Origin of the sequence: Algibacter agarivorans (genome assembly GCF_039543245.1) — a bacterium.
Lineage (GTDB): Bacteria > Bacteroidota > Bacteroidia > Flavobacteriales > Flavobacteriaceae > Algibacter_G > Algibacter_G agarivorans.
Map to the genome: position 1 here is coordinate 126,184 of NZ_BAABJJ010000034.1, position 17,893 is coordinate 144,076.

16 protein-coding genes are annotated in these 17,893 nt (G+C 33.3%); 9 read left to right on the forward strand and 7 right to left on the reverse strand.

Annotated features, from left to right (window positions below; all coding sequences use genetic code 11):
- Positions 1–24: 24 nt before the first annotated feature.
- From nhaD to ABD935_RS11770, 3 genes are all read right to left on the reverse strand, one after another.
- Positions 25–1,449 (reverse strand): sodium:proton antiporter NhaD, encoded by a 1,425-nt coding sequence (gene nhaD / locus ABD935_RS11760; protein ID WP_345192267.1) that lies wholly within the window; start codon positions 1,447–1,449, stop codon positions 25–27.
- Between the two features lie 10 nt (positions 1,450–1,459).
- Positions 1,460–2,686 (reverse strand): Glu/Leu/Phe/Val dehydrogenase dimerization domain-containing protein, encoded by a 1,227-nt coding sequence (locus tag ABD935_RS11765; RefSeq protein WP_345192268.1) that lies wholly within the window; start codon positions 2,684–2,686, stop codon positions 1,460–1,462.
- Positions 2,687–2,843: 157 nt separating this feature from the next.
- Entirely contained in the window at positions 2,844–3,908 is a 1,065-nt protein-coding gene (locus ABD935_RS11770; RefSeq protein WP_345192269.1) for an anhydro-N-acetylmuramic acid kinase, read from the reverse strand.
- Positions 3,909–4,002: 94 nt separating this feature from the next.
- Here ABD935_RS11770 and ABD935_RS11775 point away from each other — a divergent pair, with 94 nt between their 5' ends.
- On the forward strand, positions 4,003–5,145 hold the full coding sequence (locus ABD935_RS11775) for an acyl-CoA dehydrogenase (protein ID WP_345192270.1): 1,143 nt from the start codon (positions 4,003–4,005) through the stop codon (positions 5,143–5,145).
- Positions 5,146–5,234: 89 nt separating this feature from the next.
- Here ABD935_RS11775 and ABD935_RS11780 read toward each other — a convergent pair whose 3' ends face one another.
- The 3 genes from ABD935_RS11780 to ABD935_RS11790 all read right to left on the reverse strand — a co-directional run bounded on the left by ABD935_RS11780 (position 5,235) and on the right by ABD935_RS11790 (position 10,295).
- A complete protein-coding gene (locus ABD935_RS11780; RefSeq protein ID WP_345192271.1) occupies positions 5,235–5,972 on the reverse strand; it encodes a LytR/AlgR family response regulator transcription factor in 738 nt (245 codons plus the stop codon).
- Entirely contained in the window at positions 5,972–8,161 is a 2,190-nt protein-coding gene (locus tag ABD935_RS11785) for a tetratricopeptide repeat protein (protein ID WP_345192272.1), read from the reverse strand. The genes ABD935_RS11780 and ABD935_RS11785 overlap by 1 nt, the downstream gene beginning before the upstream one ends.
- Before the next feature lie 169 nt (positions 8,162–8,330).
- Positions 8,331–10,295 (reverse strand): leucine-rich repeat protein, encoded by a 1,965-nt coding sequence (locus ABD935_RS11790; protein ID WP_345192273.1) that lies wholly within the window; start codon positions 10,293–10,295, stop codon positions 8,331–8,333.
- 361 nt (positions 10,296–10,656) lie between these two features.
- Here ABD935_RS11790 and ABD935_RS11795 point away from each other — a divergent pair, with 361 nt between their 5' ends.
- The 8 genes from ABD935_RS11795 (at position 10,657) to ABD935_RS11830 (ending at position 17,096) form a co-directional block, all read left to right on the forward strand.
- On the forward strand, positions 10,657–10,992 hold the full coding sequence (locus tag ABD935_RS11795) for an arsenosugar biosynthesis-associated peroxidase-like protein (RefSeq protein ID WP_345192274.1): 336 nt from the start codon (positions 10,657–10,659) through the stop codon (positions 10,990–10,992).
- A gap of 77 nt (positions 10,993–11,069) precedes the next feature.
- Positions 11,070–12,125, forward strand: coding sequence for an arsenosugar biosynthesis radical SAM (seleno)protein ArsS (arsS, locus tag ABD935_RS11800; protein WP_345192275.1), 1,056 nt, complete (start codon positions 11,070–11,072; stop codon positions 12,123–12,125).
- Positions 12,126–12,236: 111 nt separating this feature from the next.
- Positions 12,237–12,656 carry a rhodanese-like domain-containing protein gene (locus ABD935_RS11805; RefSeq protein WP_345192276.1) on the forward strand — a complete coding sequence of 140 codons (420 nt, stop codon included), beginning with the start codon at positions 12,237–12,239 and terminating at the stop codon, positions 12,654–12,656.
- Positions 12,649–13,278: a TIGR04282 family arsenosugar biosynthesis glycosyltransferase gene (locus ABD935_RS11810; RefSeq protein WP_345192277.1), complete on the forward strand. Its 630-nt coding sequence runs from the start codon at positions 12,649–12,651 to the stop codon at positions 13,276–13,278. Before ABD935_RS11805 ends, ABD935_RS11810 begins: the two co-directional genes overlap by 8 nt.
- A 117-nt stretch (positions 13,279–13,395) precedes the next feature.
- Positions 13,396–14,208 carry a purine-nucleoside phosphorylase gene (locus ABD935_RS11815; protein WP_345192278.1) on the forward strand — a complete coding sequence of 271 codons (813 nt, stop codon included), beginning with the start codon at positions 13,396–13,398 and terminating at the stop codon, positions 14,206–14,208.
- A gap of 79 nt (positions 14,209–14,287) precedes the next feature.
- A complete protein-coding gene (gene arsM / locus ABD935_RS11820; protein ID WP_345192279.1) occupies positions 14,288–15,256 on the forward strand; it encodes an arsenosugar biosynthesis arsenite methyltransferase ArsM in 969 nt (322 codons plus the stop codon).
- 183 nt (positions 15,257–15,439) lie between these two features.
- On the forward strand, positions 15,440–16,309 hold the full coding sequence (locus ABD935_RS11825) for a DUF547 domain-containing protein (RefSeq protein ID WP_345192280.1): 870 nt from the start codon (positions 15,440–15,442) through the stop codon (positions 16,307–16,309).
- Between the two features lie 4 nt (positions 16,310–16,313).
- The gene (locus tag ABD935_RS11830) at positions 16,314–17,096 is read left to right on the forward strand and encodes a TIGR04283 family arsenosugar biosynthesis glycosyltransferase (RefSeq protein ID WP_345192281.1); all 783 of its coding nucleotides are present in this window, start codon (positions 16,314–16,316) and stop codon (positions 17,094–17,096) included.
- Positions 17,097–17,137: 41 nt separating this feature from the next.
- On the opposite strand, the gene ABD935_RS11835 is transcribed toward ABD935_RS11830, so the two are convergent.
- Entirely contained in the window at positions 17,138–17,869 is a 732-nt protein-coding gene (locus ABD935_RS11835; RefSeq protein ID WP_345192282.1) for a metallophosphoesterase family protein, read from the reverse strand.
- Positions 17,870–17,893 lie beyond the last annotated feature (24 nt).

Sequence of the window (17,893 nt, forward strand, 5' to 3'; positions counted from 1 at the left end):
AAAACCATAATTAGTCCTCTTTGCCTAAAACAACGTTCTAGTAAACATAAATGCTACCGCACCTACTAAAAAGCCAACAAATGCTAACCAAGCAATCTTTTTTAAATACCAGAAAAAATCTATTTTCTCCATGCCCATAGCAACAACACCCGCTGCAGAACCAATAATTAACATACTTCCTCCTGTTCCAGCTGAATAGGCAATAAAATGCCAAAGTTCATTATCAATAGGCTCATGAAACATCCCTAAACTAGCCGCTACTAAAGGCACATTATCTATAACTGCTGAACCTACTCCTAGTAATAATACCACTAAATCTGAAACTCCAGTATGACCTTCTTGATGCAATTCGGTCCCAAGCATTGGCATAGAATCTTGAAGTGAACCCGCAAAGTTGAATAAAATCCCTAAAGATTCAAGTGCTGCTACTGCCATTAATATACCCAAGAAAAATAAAATACTTGGTAATTCTATTTTAGATAATGAATAATGTACTGGACTGTGTTGCGCATGTGCATCACTTTCTTCCGAATCATGTATAGTCAGACTAAACTTAGAACTACTATAAATTTCAGCAAAAATAGCCACAACACCTAAAGATAGCATCATACCAACATAAGGAGGTAAATGTGTTATCACTTTAAATATCGGAACGAATATAATAGCTCCTAAACCTAAGTAAAGCATCGTACCACTAAACTGGGATTTCTTTTTTTCTTCAACCTCTTCAACATCTAAATCGCCTTTAAATGCTGGTAAAAACGACGCGATAAATGTTGGCACTGCCATACATAAAAATGATGGCAAAAGTAAATAGCCAATCAAATGACCTGTGGTTACTTTTTTACCAATCCAAAGCATGGTTGTAGTAACATCGCCAATTGGAGACCAAGCACCACCAGCATTAGCAGCAATTATAATTAAACCAGCAAACCAAATACGTACACTTCTGTCTTTTACTATTTTTTGTAGTATCGAAATTAAAACAATAGTAGCTGTAAGATTATCAATGATAGCCGATAAGATGAACGCTAATATGGCAAAAATCCATAATATCTTGCTTTTTTTCTTAGTTTTTATGAAGTCTTTTATAGTTGAAAAACCATCAAAATAATCAATGATTTCAACAATGGTCATGGCGCCTAATAAAAACACCAAAATCTCAGAGGTCTTGCCCAAATGGTGTAGTAAGGTTTCCTCCATTAAATGCAACTTCTCTTCATGTATTTCTAATGGCGTAAGGCTTTCAGGCCAATACTTTGCAAAATCTATAAGACTATGATTGGCAGAATCAAACCATTGTGGAAAGCTATCAATTCCTAACGCTATTAAAGCCCAACAAATAGCCATCATGACCAGAGCCGGGATAAGTTTGTCAATTTTTATACTATGCTCTAAAGTAATGGCTAAATAGCCCATAACAAACACTAAGATAATCGTTGCTTCCATAAATTTTTGGTTAAATAAGTTGTTCTAGTGCAATTTCAAATGCGGTAGCACTAATCCCTGTTTTTGATTTATTTTTATTGTAAACTTTTTGTATCGCTTCTCTAATTCTGTTTGATGTGTCGTTAAAAATCGCCTCATCGGTCATTTGCACTTTTTGCTCCATAAAATACGCAAAAACACGAGCCATTCCGCAATTTGAAATAAAATCCGGTATTAAACTCACTTTATAATCGGTATGTTCCATGATGGGGCCAAAGAAAATTTCCTTATCCGCAAAAGGCACATTTGCGCCACAAGATATAACTTCTAATCCACTATCAATCATTTCATCTATTTGATTAATGGTAATAAGCCTTGAAGCGGCACAAGGTGCAAAAATCTCCGTTTTTAATGCCCATATTTTTTTATTAATCTCTTCTAAAGGTATTAAATGATCTGCCACCAAAGTATTTCCTGTTTTTGCAAGAAACAATGCAGTTATCTCATCAAAAGTAAACCCATCTTCATTTATCAAACCTCCTACAATATCAATAATACCTACTACTTTAGCACCCATTTGAGATAAGTAGAATGCCGCAGCGGCTCCAACATTTCCAAAACCCTGTACAACGGCTCGTTTTCCTTCTACCGAACCTCCGTAAATATTGTAGTATTGTTTTACAGCTTCGGCTACACCAAAACCTGTAATCATATCGGCTACTGTATATTTTCTTGACACGCTAGGTGAATATTTTGGATTTTCAATAACCTTAATAACACCCTGACGCAACTGTCCTATCCTATTTATTTTATCCGCTTCTGTTGGCTTGAAATGCCCATTAAAAACACCTTCCTGAGGATGCCACACCCCGCTTTGCTCTGTTATAGGAATCACTTCATGGGTTTCATCTACATTCATATCACCACCAGTGCCATAGTAGCTTTTCAACAAAGGTGAAACAGCAGCATACCAACGTTCTAAAACACCTCTTTTTCGCGGGTCTTTAGGATTAAAATTAATTCCAGATTTAGCGCCACCAATAGCAGGACCAGAAACCGTAAATTTGATTTCCATAGTTTTTGCTAAAGATAAAACTTCATTCATATCAAGCCCTTTGCGCATTCGTGTACCACCACCAGCAGCACCACCGCGCAATGAATTTATAACCACCCAACCTTCTGCTTCTGTCTCAGAATCTTTCCAATTAAAAACAATTTCGGGTTCTTTATTTTCATATTTTTTTAATAATTCTTTCATGTTCACTTTTAAACTGATTCATATATAACTAGTATTTATACTTTCCGAAGTAAGATTTAAGTCTAGCTATAACTGATTCATAAAAAAAGAGGTTAAAATTATTAATGTAACAAATATAAAAAACTAAAAATCCATTAAGATTAATTTTTCATTATTTTTAAGGAAGAAATATTATACCAGAACTATGGTCTTTTGAAGCCCCTGTAACACTTTGCAGACAATTAACTTCATCCCGCAATTTCAACACGCCTAAAAACCCAAAAATAAGGGCTTCTTTAAACTCAACAATTTTATTTAAAGGGATTAAAATAGTATGTTCCGAATGTGTTTTGAGCCGGTTTATAAGATACTCGTTATAAACACCTCCACCTGTCACCAAAACCGTTGCATGACTTTTTTTATTAATTTCTGAAGCTATTTGAACAGCAATGTGCTCTACAAAAGTTGCCAAAACATCTTTTGTTTCTAACTGAAATCCATCTATTAACGGAAAAATATTTACATTAACCCATTCTAGGCCCAAGGATTTAGGATGCCTTTCCTTATAAAAATCGAAGGCATTTAATTGATTGAGTAATTCTAAATTTAAATGTCCTGTTGAAGCTATTTGTCCTTTGTCATCATAATTAAATCCAAGCTTATTTACATAATGGTTCAACACAATATTTACGGGGCAAATATCGTAAGCAATTCGCTCATCATTTAAATCCATTGAAATATTAGCGAATCCTCCTAAATTCAAACAAAAATCATATTCCGAAAACAATAATGTATCGCCAATAGGAACAAGAGGCGCCCCTTGCCCACCAAGTTCTACATCTTGAACTCTAAAATCGCAAATTACGGTTTCGTTTAAATACTCAGCTAAAAAAGGTTTATTCCCTATTTGGTAGGTTAATTTCTTTTTAGGTTGATGCAAAGCGGTATGCCCATGCGAACACACGGCATCAATATTTTTAATTTGATTGCTCCTTATAAAATCTTTAATAATACTTGCCAGATATTTGGTATAATCATCATCTATTTTTTGTAATTCTTCAAATGAACAAGACACCAAACCCTTTAATATTCCGTGCCATTTTTCACTATAGCTCATGGTTTCAGTATGAATAATTTCAAAATTCCATTTACCATTAAAAGAAAACATAACTTGAACTAAATCAACTCCATCTAAAGATGTACCAGACATCACACCAATAATATGGTATTCGTTTTTTTTCATACGGCATAAAAATAACAATCCAAATTGAAAAATTCACACCAAAAAGCTATATTTACAAATATATTTTCCAAAATCAATACAATAATTACGAATTATGGATTTTAGTCTTTCAGAAGAACATATCATGATACGAGACGCTGCTCGCGATTTTGCACAAACAGAATTACTCCCAGGCGTTATTGAGCGTGATAACAAGCAGGAATTCCCTCAAGAATTGGTAAAAAAAATGGGCGATTTAGGTTTTTTAGGTATTATGGTTGACCCTAAATACGGCGGAAGTGGTATGGATGCAATTTCGTATGTTCTTATTATGGAAGAATTATCTAAAATTGATGCCTCTGCATCTGTAATTGTTTCTGTTAACAATTCACTAGTCTGCTATGGTTTAGAAGCTTACGGAACCGAAGAACAAAAACAAAAATATTTAACCAAATTAGCTACTGGCGAATTTGTTGGCGCGTTTTGCTTAAGCGAACCAGAGGCTGGTAGTGATGCTACATCGCAAAAAACAACAGCTATAGATAAAGGCGACCATTATATTATTAATGGCACAAAAAACTGGATAACTAGTGGTGGACGCGCAGATGTATATATTGTAATTGCTCAAACGGACAGAGATAAAGGGTCTCACGGCATCAATGCTTTTATTGTTGAAAAAGGCGCTAAAGGATTTGATATTGGCCCCAAAGAAGACAAGCTTGGAATCCGCGGAAGCGACACCCACACCCTTCAATTTAACGATGTAAAAGTGCTTAAAGAAAATAGGATTGGCGTTAATGGCTCTGGTTTTAGATTTGCCATGAAAACCCTATCCGGTGGCCGTATAGGCATTGCAGCTCAAGCTTTAGGAATAGCTTCTGGCGCTTTTGAATTGGCCTTAAAATACTCAAAAGAACGCAAAGCTTTTGGAACAGAAATTTGCAACCATCAAGCTATTGCTTTTAAATTGGCAGATATGGCTACAGATATTGAAGCAGCAAGACATTTAGTTATGAAAGCAGCATGGGAGAAAGATCAAGGCAAAAATTATGATTACTCCAGTGCCATGGCAAAACTTTTCGCCTCTAAAGTAGCCATGGAACATACTGTGGAAGCCGTACAAATACATGGCGGTAATGGTTTCGTAAAAGAATATCATGTAGAACGCTTAATGCGCGATGCTAAAATCACACAGATTTACGAAGGCACTTCAGAAATTCAAAAAATTGTGATTTCGAGAAGTTTGATTAGAAAATAAAATAGTCCTAACACTATTTGTTTTTTTTGAAGCCTGCTAATTTTTATTTGATATTAGAACTTTATAGTACAAATGTAGATTTGCATTATTTAGCTTTTATACCAATTCAAAAATGACAATACAAAATGTTCTTTCTTTCTTGAGGACACTGGAATTTTTTTTCCATTTTTAAGATAAATAGCACCAGACTTCTCGTATTTATCTATAAACTTTAAGTTAACCAGAAACGATTGGTGCGGACGCACAAAATTTACGGCTGTCAACTGTTCTTCAAACTCTTTTATAGTCTTAGATGCCACATGCTTTTTTCCATCATTACAGTAAAATGTGGTATAGCCTTTATCCGATTCGCAATATAACAATTCTTTTAAATCTATAACTTGAAAGCTATCGTGCAGAGATACTATTAATTTAGAATCGTCATTATTCCAAATTTCTTTTACCCTTTTAATTTGCTGTCTTTGTTCCACTAAAGGCAGGCCCTTCACTTTTTCTAAAGCAGTTTTAAGTTCCTCTACATCTACTGGCTTTAAAATGTAATCTACCGCGCCACACTTTAAGGCTTTTAAAGCATATTCTTCATAGGCTGTGATAAAAATCACTTTGAACGACAAGTGTTCCGTTTGCTCTAAAAACTCAAAAGCATTACCATCTATAAGGTTAATATCTAAAAAAATTAACTCTGGTTTGCAAGTACTTGCAACAACAACGGCATCTTTTACAGATACGCATTCGCCTATAACTTCTACTTCGGCATCTATTGTTTTTAAAATATTAAGTAGCCCTTTTCTAATGTAGGCTTTGTCTTCTACTATTAATGCTTTCATTATGCTACAAGTCTTTTATGCGGAATTACTAAAGTAACAATAGTACCTTGCTCGTTGTATTTTTTTCTATCTTCAACAGTAACAGAACCTTCCATTTTAAAATCTTTAGATAATATTTTTAAGCGTTCTGATGTAATTGTTGTTGATAGTGATTTTTTGTTCCTATTTTTATTAGGCTTTTGATACTTATATCCTATTCCGTTATCTGTAATAGTACAAATTAGTTTTTGGTTTACAAATGTTAAGCGAATGTCAATTTTTCTATTGTCTGTTTCATCTACAAAAGCATGTTCTATAATATTTTCCACAAAGGGTTGGATCAACATGGGAGGTACTTCAAACCGAGGCACATCTATAGTGTCTTCTAATAAAAGCGTGGATTGATAAGAGTCGTTTTCTAAATTCTGAAGCGTTAAATAATTTTGAATAGCTTTTAGTTCTTCTGATAGTGAAACTGTTTTATCTCTTGAATTTTCTAATGTAATGCGCAATAATTTTGAAAATTTTGATAGATAATTAACCGACTTCTTAGCTTCTTTATTTAAAATCATGCCTTGTAACACAGATAATGAATTAAAGATAAAATGTGGTGTCATTTGCGAGCGCAGTAATTTTTGTTCTATCTCTACGTTTTGAGTTTTTGCTTTTGCATGACGTAATTTTTGGTAAAAAATAACAGAACCCAGTAACATAGAAACCATAAGAACACCAATAACAGACCATAAATAATTGCGTTGCGATTTTTCTAAATCTTTATTAGTTGCAGTTATTTTTTTTGTTAGTTGAAATTCACGAATACTTGCAGAATCCAGTGCTTGTTTGTACTTGTACTCGTGTTCTATTTGTGCAATTTTTTCAATATTTTCTTTATTGAAAAGGCTGTCGTTCAAGATTTTGAATTGTTGATAATTTAACAAAGCTTTTTTATAGCTGCCTAAGTTTTCATAAATTTCTGAAAGTAATTCTGAAGCCTTTTTTTGCGACTCAAGAAGTCCATGTTCATCAGCTATTTTCTTGCCTTTTTGGGCAAAAGAAAGTGCTTTTTTATATTTTTTTTCGCGTATATAAGTTTCTGATATCCCTAAATAGCTAGTAGACAAAACATGTTTAAAATCTATTTTCTGACTAACATCTTTGGCTTTTATAAAATTTTCACGAGCTATTAATGGTTTGTTTATTAAAACATTAATTTCTCCAATATTGTGAAAATTTATTGAAATTTGCTTTTGATAGTTAATTTCTTGGCTTATCTCTAGAGCTATATTATAATATTCAAGAGCCTTATCATACTTTTTTGTATGTAGATAAATGTTGCCAATATTACCGTTATTTACTGCTATAAGACGTTTGTTTCCTGTTTTTTTTGAATAGCCTAACGATTGATTATGATATTCTAAAGCTGTATCATATTTCCTAATGGAATTATAGACGTCTCCTAAATTATTAAGCTTTCTTGCTATACCTAAAGTATCACCAATATTTATATTATACTCTAAACTCTTATTGTAATAATCGATTGCTAGTGGGTAGTTGCCTTGAGTTTTATAAAGAACACCTAAATTACCATGCACACTCGAAATACCTTCCTTATTATCAATCAATTTATGTTGCTTTAACGCCTCTTTATAATTTAAAATAGCTTCATCATATTTTGCTGTTACAGTATATACATTTGCAACAACATTTAAGTCGTCTATAAGCTCTTTTTTCTCTCCTAAATCTTTATGAATTTCTGATGCCTTTTTATAATATACCAGTGCTTCTTTGTATTGTGCCTGAAGATAATGAGTTATCCCAAATGCTCTGTAAATAGCAGCAATTCCAGACTGGTCTTGTATAGACTCATAATGTTTTAGGGAGCGTTTAAAAAAGTCTAAACTTTCTTCATAATTCGATTTTCTACTTTCTAGTATTCCCTTTAAGTATGATACTTTTGCTTTACCTTTTATGTAGTTTAAATTATTACTTAAAGCCTTAGCTTCTCCTAGATATGATTTTGTTAATTTCAAATCTCTTTGAAAATTATCAAACGCTAGTTTATATAATAGATTTACTCTTGTTGTGTCGTTCTCTTTATGATTTTGCAATACTAGTTTGAGACTATCTATTTCTACATTTTGAGATAGCACAGTTGTCGAAAAGGACAAAAAGACCACTAAAAAAAGAATGAATGTATTGGTGATTTTCATATAAAAAAATAGAATAATTTTAAGCTAAATAACAATAAAATACTGAACAGTTGTGCATATAAATATACATGGTATTAAAAAACAACCTTAAGCGCTTTAATCAAAACACTTAAGGTTATTAAATTTATGGCAGGAAGCTATTTCCTAAACTATTAATGCATCAAGAGTTTTACTTCGCAAACTTTTTAACTAGTTTACCAGTATCAAAATTAAGTTCTAAAATATAAATTCCGTTTGATAAAGTATTAATACTGATTGTGTTTTCTGTACCTTTTTTTACTTTAGCACCTGTAATGCTATAGATACTATAGTTTTTAAGCTTTGCACTTCCCGATGAGATTATTTTTAATTCATCTTTATTGGTTATAATTTTTATACCGTTCTCTAACTCAAAATCAGTAGCGCTTAATGATGCATCTTCAGTAACTGGATTAAAACCTGTCCATAACGCGCCAGAATCTGTAACGTAGGCACCTGTTGTCCCCGTTGGAATATGCAAATTGATTGTGCTACGATTTGAAGCAAAAGTATCCATGAAATCACCTGTGGTAGTTATAATTGGAGGCGTGATGGCAAGTGAGGTAACATCGGTAAAAGGATTATTATTAAAAGCTCTATCTTCAATATTAGTTACACTTGCTGGAATAGTTACTGTTGTTAATTGATTTGAACGAAAAGCAGCACTTCCAATAGATGTGACACTATTTGGAATAGTAAGATTCGCTATATTGTTTTGAAGGAACGCATTCATTGGTATGTCAGTTACACCATTTGGAATAGTTACGCTAGTTAAATCATTATTCATAAAAGCACCTTGACCAATATTAATTAATGTACTAGGAAAACTAATACTTGTAATACTATTATTTTCGAAAGCAAAATCTCCGATACTTGTTAAATTATTAGACAGAACAGCATTGGCTATATTATTATTCTGAAAAGCAGAATTTCCCAAACTTGTAATATTATCTGGAATTGTAACACTGGCTATATTATTAATCGAAAAAGTACTATTTTCAATAGTAGTCATACTTATAGGGATGTTTACGCTTGTTAAACCACAATTGTTGAAAGCATTTGAACCGATACTGGTAATCCCATTGTGCAATGGTGCATCTACTAAGTTTGGGTTATTTGAAAAAGCACTTGGTAAAATAACAGTAACACTGGAAGGAATAGTAACACTGGTTAAGTTTTTTTGAAAAAAGAATCCAACCTCGGTAACATCATACGTCATGCAACTTCTTGTTACCGTCGAGGGAATATTAACTACTGTCCCGCCTGCGGTATTGTAACCCCCAGTTCTTACTGTATTCCCAGATAGAATAGTATAAGTGATATTATTTACTATAAAAAAACCTGTAAGTCCTTCAGCTATACTATTAAAACCTGTCCAAGTTGCATTTGCATAAGCAGTAGCTGCATTAGATGGTATAGTTAGGTTTATATTACTTCTATTCCCAAAGCTATCAGAACTTACGTTTGGACCAGTTGGCGTATCTATTGATGGCGGTGTTGAATTTTGCGAAATAACACAAATTAAGGGATTACTATAAAATGCACGAGTAGCTATGCTATTTACATTACTGGGTATGGTAACACTTGTTAATTGGTTATTAGAAAATGCATTAGATCCGATGGCAGTAACAGAGCTTGGTATGTCAATAGTAGTTAAAGCACAACTAACAAAAGAAAATTGAGCAATATCAGTTAAATTAGCACTAAGTGTAACGCTTGATAATTGTGGATTTTCTGCAAAACTTAAGTTGCTCAATTGGGTAACACTATCAGGAATGGTAACACTAGTTAATAAGTTACTTTGAAATGCTCTATAGCCAATAAAAGTAACCGAATTAGGAATGGTTACACTAGTTATTTGCGCACCTGTTGTGGTATTACCAAGAAAGGCCTGATCACCAATTACGGTAACAGTATAAGTTATCGAGTTATTGCTTACCGTTGCTGGAATAGTAACTGACGAACTGCCATTTGTGAAATCATAACCTGTTACTTGTACCGTATAGGGTGGTGTAGCACTTATAACTTGATACGTGATAAAATTATTAGTAAAAGTTTGCGTAAACCCCAATACATATATTAGTAAAGCGGTTAAAAAGAGTAGTTGTTTTTTCATGATTTTGGTTTTTTGGGTTAAATAAAAAGCCAAAGTAGTTGTATAAAACACACTATGATATAGGGAATCTTTTTCTGAAGGGTTTTAAACAATAAGCGTTGGGTTTGATTTAATATGCGTTTTATGTTGACAGGAATATCTCAAGAAAGTTAATACGAATCAAACTGAAATTCAAAAAATAGTCATTTCAAGAAGTCTTATAAAACAATAATTACATAGTTTTTCTCCATAAACTACAGATCTACTTTTAAAAAAATCGTCATCTAATATGTTTTAAAATATTATTTGGCGATTTTTGTTAAGTTGTACTAAATACGTCGACTTAATAAATTAGATTTCTATCTTTAGAAAAAAATATTTTATGCAAAAAACATATTACGATCCAGCCGATTTAAAAAAATTTGGAAAAATAAGCGAATGGAATCAAGAATTAGGCGATAAATTTTTCGAGTATTACAGCAAAGTCTTTGAAGAAGGTGCACTTACCGCAAGAGAAAAATCCTTAATAGCCTTAGCTGTTTCACACACAGAGCAATGCCCTTACTGCATTGACGCTTACACAAAAGATGGTTTACAACGCGGCATAACAAAAGAAGAAATGATGGAAGCCTTACACGTTGGTGCAGCCATAAAAAGTGGAGCGACATTAGTACATGGTGTACAAATGATGAATAAAGTAAATAAGTTAGACGGGTAAAACGATTTACAATATAAGACTTACGATTTTTGAGTTTTCAATTCGTAATTCACAATTCGTAATTCTTAAATCAAAATATGATAACAAAGTCCCTACATAAACGCAAAAGCGATTTAGCAAATAGCAACAGGCAATTAGAAATTTTATCGAATGGTATTTTCCAAAAAGACGAACTACCAACCTTTAAAACTAAAATTTCTGAAACCAATCAGTTTCCGCTTAAAGCGAAAAAACTAGAGATTCTACAAATAAACGTTGGTTACATGTGCAATCAAGTTTGTGAGCATTGTCATGTAGATGCAGGTCCTGACCGGAAGGAAATTATGACGCGTGATACGATGAGACAGTGTTTAGAGGTCATCAAAAATTCTGATGCTCATACTTTAGATTTAACGGGAGGCGCTCCAGAAATGAATCCTGATTTTAGATGGTTTGTTGAGGAAGCTGCAAAAGTAGGCATCAAAGATTTTATAGTTCGTTCAAATTTAACTATAATTAGAGCCAATAAAAAGTATTACGATTTACCAGAATTTTTCAAAAAACACAATGTTCACGTCGTGAGTTCTATGCCGCATTGGACTAGAGGAAAAACTGACAAACAACGTGGTGATGGTGTTTTTGACAAATCAATAAAAGCATTGCAAGAGCTAAACGCTATTGGTTACGGCATGCCAAATAGCGGTCTAAAATTAGATTTAGTTTACAACCCTTCAGGTGCTTTTTTACCAGGCGATCAAGTCGCCATGGAAAAGGATTTTAAGAAAGCCTTAAAAGAAGATTTTGACATTCAGTTTCATAACCTGTTCGCCATTACAAATTTACCAATTTCACGGTTTTTAGATTATTTAATTGCTTCAGAAAATTACGAAGATTATATGTATTCGCTAGTTGAAGCCTATAACCCTGAGGCTGTTGCCCATGTGATGTGCACCAACACCCTTTCTATAAGTTGGGATGGTTATTTATTTGATTGCGATTTCAACCAAATGTTAGAATTACCCGTAAACAGTAAAGCAAAACACATATCGGAGTATAATGAAGAATTACTGGAAGGCAGAAACATTGTAATTTCCCAACATTGCTATGGTTGCACTGCGGGAGCAGGAAGCAGTTGTCAAGGAAACACGATTTAAGAATTACGACTAACGATTTTTGATTTCAAAATGAAACATTTACTCATATTCATTATTATAATTCTTAGTTCAATTCAATTGTGCTTTGCACAAAAATCAATTGACAAGCTTTTGAAACAATATAACGACAATAGCATACCTTATATAACGGTTCAAGCATTGGCAATGCCAAAAACCGATGCTATACTTTTAGATTCTAGAGAGCTAAAAGAGTACGAAACAAGTCATATTAAAAACGCTATTCACGTAGGTTATGACCATTTTAAAATAGATAGTGTAAAGAAAAAAATACCAAATAAAGATTCTAAAATTGTGGTGTATTGTTCTGTCGGAATTCGCTCAGAAGCTATTGCAGACAGCCTTAAAAAAGCGGGATACAACCATGTAGAAAATTTATATGGTGGTATTTTTGAATGGAAAAGCAATGATTTTCCCGTTTATAATTCAGCAGAAAAAGAAACCGACAGTATCCATACATTTAACAAAGTATGGAGCAAATGGTTAAAAAAAGGCATCAAGGTGTATGAATAAAGAACTCGTTATTGTTTTTGTAAAGAACATCAAATTGGGAAAAGTAAAAACGCGACTTGCAAAAACCATAGGCAATCAAGGTGCTTTTGAGGTTTATAGCGAATTGGTAAAAGTAACCGAAAAAGCAACAACTAACCTTGTGGCAGACAAACGTATCTATTTTTCTGACGCGGTTGTAGATACCAAATGGAAAAACGATTATAAAGCCGTTCAAGAAGGCATAGATTTAGGCGAACGTATGAAAAATGCTTTCAATAAAGGGTTTGCAGATGGCTATGAGCGTATTGTATTAATAGGTTCAGATTTACCAGATATTACAGCAGAACATATTAACCAAGGTCTAAAAGCCTTGAAAGACAGTGCCGGTGTTTTTGGACCAGCCGAAGATGGCGGTTATTACTTAATTGGACTTTCAAAAATGCATGATTTTGTTTTTAACAACAAACCTTGGAGTCAAACTAGTTTATTAGAAGAAACCCTAAAGGAGTTAAAAGTAAATCATTTGGCATTTACTACCCTAGAAACCTTAAACGACATTGATACTTTTGAAGATTTAGAAACCTCTCATTTTTATCAATCCAATTTAGAACTACAAGAAAAAATCAAGCAATTACATGATTAAACGAATGTTTACAAATTAAATTATTATTTTTCAATAATTTAATTTTGAATAAGAGAACGGAGTGGTTACACAGGTTCTCAATTTTTTAAACATTTTTTTATTTTAAAAAATTTAAACATGCTGAAACATATAGAAGAAACCGTTGATTATTTAAAAAACAAAGGGTTTAAAACTCCAGAAATAGGCATTATTCTTGGCACAGGATTAGGGCAACTTATCAATGAAATAGACATTATAAAAGAGGTTAGCTACAATCACATCCCTAACTTTCCAACAGCAACTGTCGAGTTCCATAAAGGCAAACTCATTTACGGCATTCTAGCTGGCAAGAAAGTAGTAGTCATGCAAGGTCGTTTTCATGTTTATGAAGGCTATACACTTCAAGATGTAACCTACCCAGTGCGCATCATGGAAAAACTAGGCATCAAAACCCTACTGGTTTCCAATGCAGCTGGAGCCATAAATTTAAACTTCAAAAAGGGAGAACTCATGGTTATTGAAGACCACATCAACCTTCAAGGCAGTTCGCCATTAGCTTTTAAAGGTGTTGAACATTTAGGCGAACGTTTTACAGATATGAGCGCGCCCTATGATTCAGAAATTAATTCAACATTCAAAAACATCGCAAAAGCAAACCATATTATATTGCATAAAGGTGTTTACGCCAGCGTTGTTGGTCCGCAATTAGAAACCAGAGCCGAATACCGCATGTTAAAAATAATTGGCGCAGACGCTGTTGGCATGAGTACCGTACCTGAAATTATTGTCGCTAATCATTTAAATTTAAAAGTGGCGGCAGTGTCCGTTTTAACAGATGAATGCGACCCAGAAAACCTAAAACCTGTTGATATTAGTGAAATCATCGCTATGGCTACCAAAGCAGAACCGCAAATGATTACACTTTTTAAAGAGTTAATAAAAACGATGTAATTGTGCAATATTAGTTACACTTAATCATTAATGGAAAGCCTACTTTTACATCACTAAATTTTTTTTGAAAACACCTATTATGAGCTATTTAGAAACCACCCACGACGTATATAAAGAAGCAGCACTAACCCCAGATGTTGGTCTTTGCTGTACCACCAACCCGATTTGGGAATTGCCTGGTTTAAAAATTCCAAAAATCATGCAAGAAATGAATTATGGCTGTGGCTCTACTGTTCATGCTCGCGATTTAACCAATAGTCCGAAAATGCTTTATGTTGGTGTTGGTGGCGGTATGGAATTGTTGCAATTCGCTTACTTTAATCGTCAAAAAGGAGGTGTTGTTGGTATTGATGTGGTGGATGAAATGCTAGAGGCCTCTCGAAAAAACTTTGTTGAAGCTGAAGCTCAAAACGATTGGTTTAAAAGTGAATTTGTAGACCTTAAAAAAGGGGACGCTCTGCATTTACCTGTTGAAGACAATAGTATTGATGTGGCTGCACAAAACTGCCTTTTTAATATTTTTAAAGCAGATGATTTAAAGAAAGCTATAGCCGAAATGTACCGTGTTTTAAAACCTCATGGTAAATTAGTAATGAGCGACCCAACTTGTGAGCAACCTATGAATGATGAACTACGTAATGATGAACGCTTGCGTGCATTATGTTTAAGCGGAAGTCTTCCAATTTCAGAATATGTAAAAGCACTAACTGATGCAGGTTTTGGAACTATTGAAATTCGTGCTCGAAAACCATACCGAATTTTAGACACTAAAAACTACCCTACAGACGAGCTAATCTATATAGAATCCATTGAAGTGGCTGCCATAAAAGACCCAATGCCAGCAGACGGCCCTTGCGTATTTACAGGAAAAGCAGCTATTTATTATGGTGATGGACCTTATTTTGATGATAAAGCAGGTCATATTTTACTAAAAAACCAACCCTTAGCCATTTGTGATAAAACGGCTGGTGTTTTAGCATCTCTTGGTAGAGACGATATTTTTATTAGCGAATCTACTTATCATTATGATGGTGGAGGTTGTTGCTAAGACGATAATCGCCATTTAATTATTATCACTTAAGTAGAAATAATTCATGCAAAATCAACATAGACATCATAATTAACTCCTATTCTGGGTATTGGAATCATCTCAAATACCATTGCTGAATTTTTAATTATATGAATCACCAAAGCGTGTAAGGTCTAGCATTTTTTAAGGACTAAATTTCAAATGAGATACAAAAAATTAATCATTCTACTTTTTTTAATAGCATCTTGTTCTAGCTCAAAACGCATTTCTGAAACAACTTCAAAAGAGGTTTCAAAAACTGTAAAAACTACGGATTCCATAAGTGAGAACATTACACCTATTGAAGAAACTACTCCAAAACCAATAGTAGTTGTTAAAATCAACAAACCCGATATAGAAGCCCCACCTATTAAAGCAGAAACTACAGAAAAAGTTAACCACCATGCATGGCATGACTTGCTTCAAAAGTATGTATCAAACAAAGGCCATGTTAATTATAAAGGATTAAAGAACAACCGAAATGCGTTATTAAATTACATTACGGTCTTAGGTAAAAACACGCCTAATGATTTATGGACTAAAGCCGATAAGTTAGCCTATTGGATAAACGCCTATAATGCTTTTACAATTGATTTAATTCTACAAAATTATCCTGTAAAAAGTATAAAAGACATTAAAAACCCTTGGAAACAACGCTTGTGGAAATTAGGAAGCAAATGGTATAATCTTGAAGAAATAGAACATCAAATTTTACGTAAAATGGACGAACCCAGAATTCATTTTGCTATTGTTTGCGCCTCTTTCTCTTGTCCTAAATTACAAAACGAAGCGTTTACGGCTTCAAATATCGAATCGCAACTTACTCTAGCCACTACAGAATTTTTAAACGATTCTGCACGAAACACGATTTCAAAAAACAGTTTAGAGTTATCTAAAATTTTTCAATGGTTTGCTAAAGATTTTAAACAAAACCCAAGTTTAATCGATTTTCTAAATCAATATTCAACTATTGAAATTTCAGCGAAAGCGAAAAAATCGTTTAAAAACTATAATTGGGATTTGAATGAGTAAATATATGAAGCACCAAATTTCCATTATAATCCCCATTTTAAATGAAGGTCCCTATATTGGCAAATTACTAGAACATTTACTTGCTAATTCTTCAGTAAAAAATATTTCAGAAATCATTGTTGTTGATGGTGGTAGTATAGATGAAAGTCAAGATATTGTTCAATCATTTGTTAATTTCAACAAAGGTCGTAAAGAAGCGTACCATTATATAGATACTACTGTTTTAGAAACTAAACCAACTCCAAAGCAAGCAATAAAAACCCAAATAAAACTTTTAAATTCAGAAAAAGGACGCGCTAAACAAATGAATTTAGGTGCAAAGACCAGTACCGGAAACATCCTTTATTTTCTACACGCCGACTCATTACCACCAAAACATTTTGATAGATTAATTATTAATGAAGTTAAAAACAAGAATCAAGCTGGGTGTTTTAGAATGCAATTTGACAGTAAACATTGGTGGTTGCGTTTAGCAAGTTGGCTTACAAAATTTAGTTGGCGCGCTTGCCGAGGGGGCGACCAAAGTCAGTTTATAACAAAAAAGCTATTTGATAATATTGGTGGCTATGATGAAAGCTATACGATTTACGAAGACAATATTTTAATAAACACATTATTCTCAAGAAAACAATTTGTCGTTATCAATAAAAAAATCCGTACTTCTGCTAGATTATATAAAAAACACGGTATTTGGAAGTTACAATATCATTATTGGAGTATCTATGTAAAAAGCTGGTTTGGAGCAACAGCAGATGAATTGTTTGCTTATTATAAAAAATATATTTGAGAACCAACCCAAACATAAAACCTGAAAGGTCTAGTATTAAGTTAACCTTTATTCCTCCCCTTTTCATTTGGATAAAGTGATGGTAAATTTTCACTTTGAAACACTTCTTTTGTATTTACATCAACACCAGATAATCTCCCTGTAAAGGCAGCACCCGTATCAATATTCCATACGTTAACAGCTCGCATAGGCACATCACAATTAAAATTAATGGTTGGCGTATGCCCAATATAAATCTCTTCGTAATGTTTAAGTCTATTAGGGTATATTGCTGAATCTTTTTCAATACGCTTATCCATAGTCAAAGCCATTTCCCAAAGGGTTCTATCAAAATAGAATGTGGTTTCAAAAACTTCCTTTTCTACACCATGCATCGATGTGAACCCTGCATGAAGAAACAATCTATTTTCATCATCTAAATAATACAAAGGCATATTTTCAAAGCATTCTAAATGTTGTTCTTTATCGTCTTCAGAAAAACCCTCATAACTTTCTATAGTTTCTTTTCCGCCGTGCATATACCAAGTAGGACTAACATCACCGCTCCTCAGCCATTCTTCACACCAAACATCATGATTTCCTTTAATGAAAATACAGTTTATTTTTTCAGAAAGTTCAATTAAAAATTGAATCACTTGAGCAGATTCACTCCAACCATCCACATAATCTCCAACAAAAACCAAGGTATCGTCATCCTTAACTTCTATTTTATTTAAAACTTGAATCAAAGCTTTTAAACCGCCATGTATATCTCCTATTGCAAAAGTTCTCATATCAAAAATTTTGACAAAATTAAT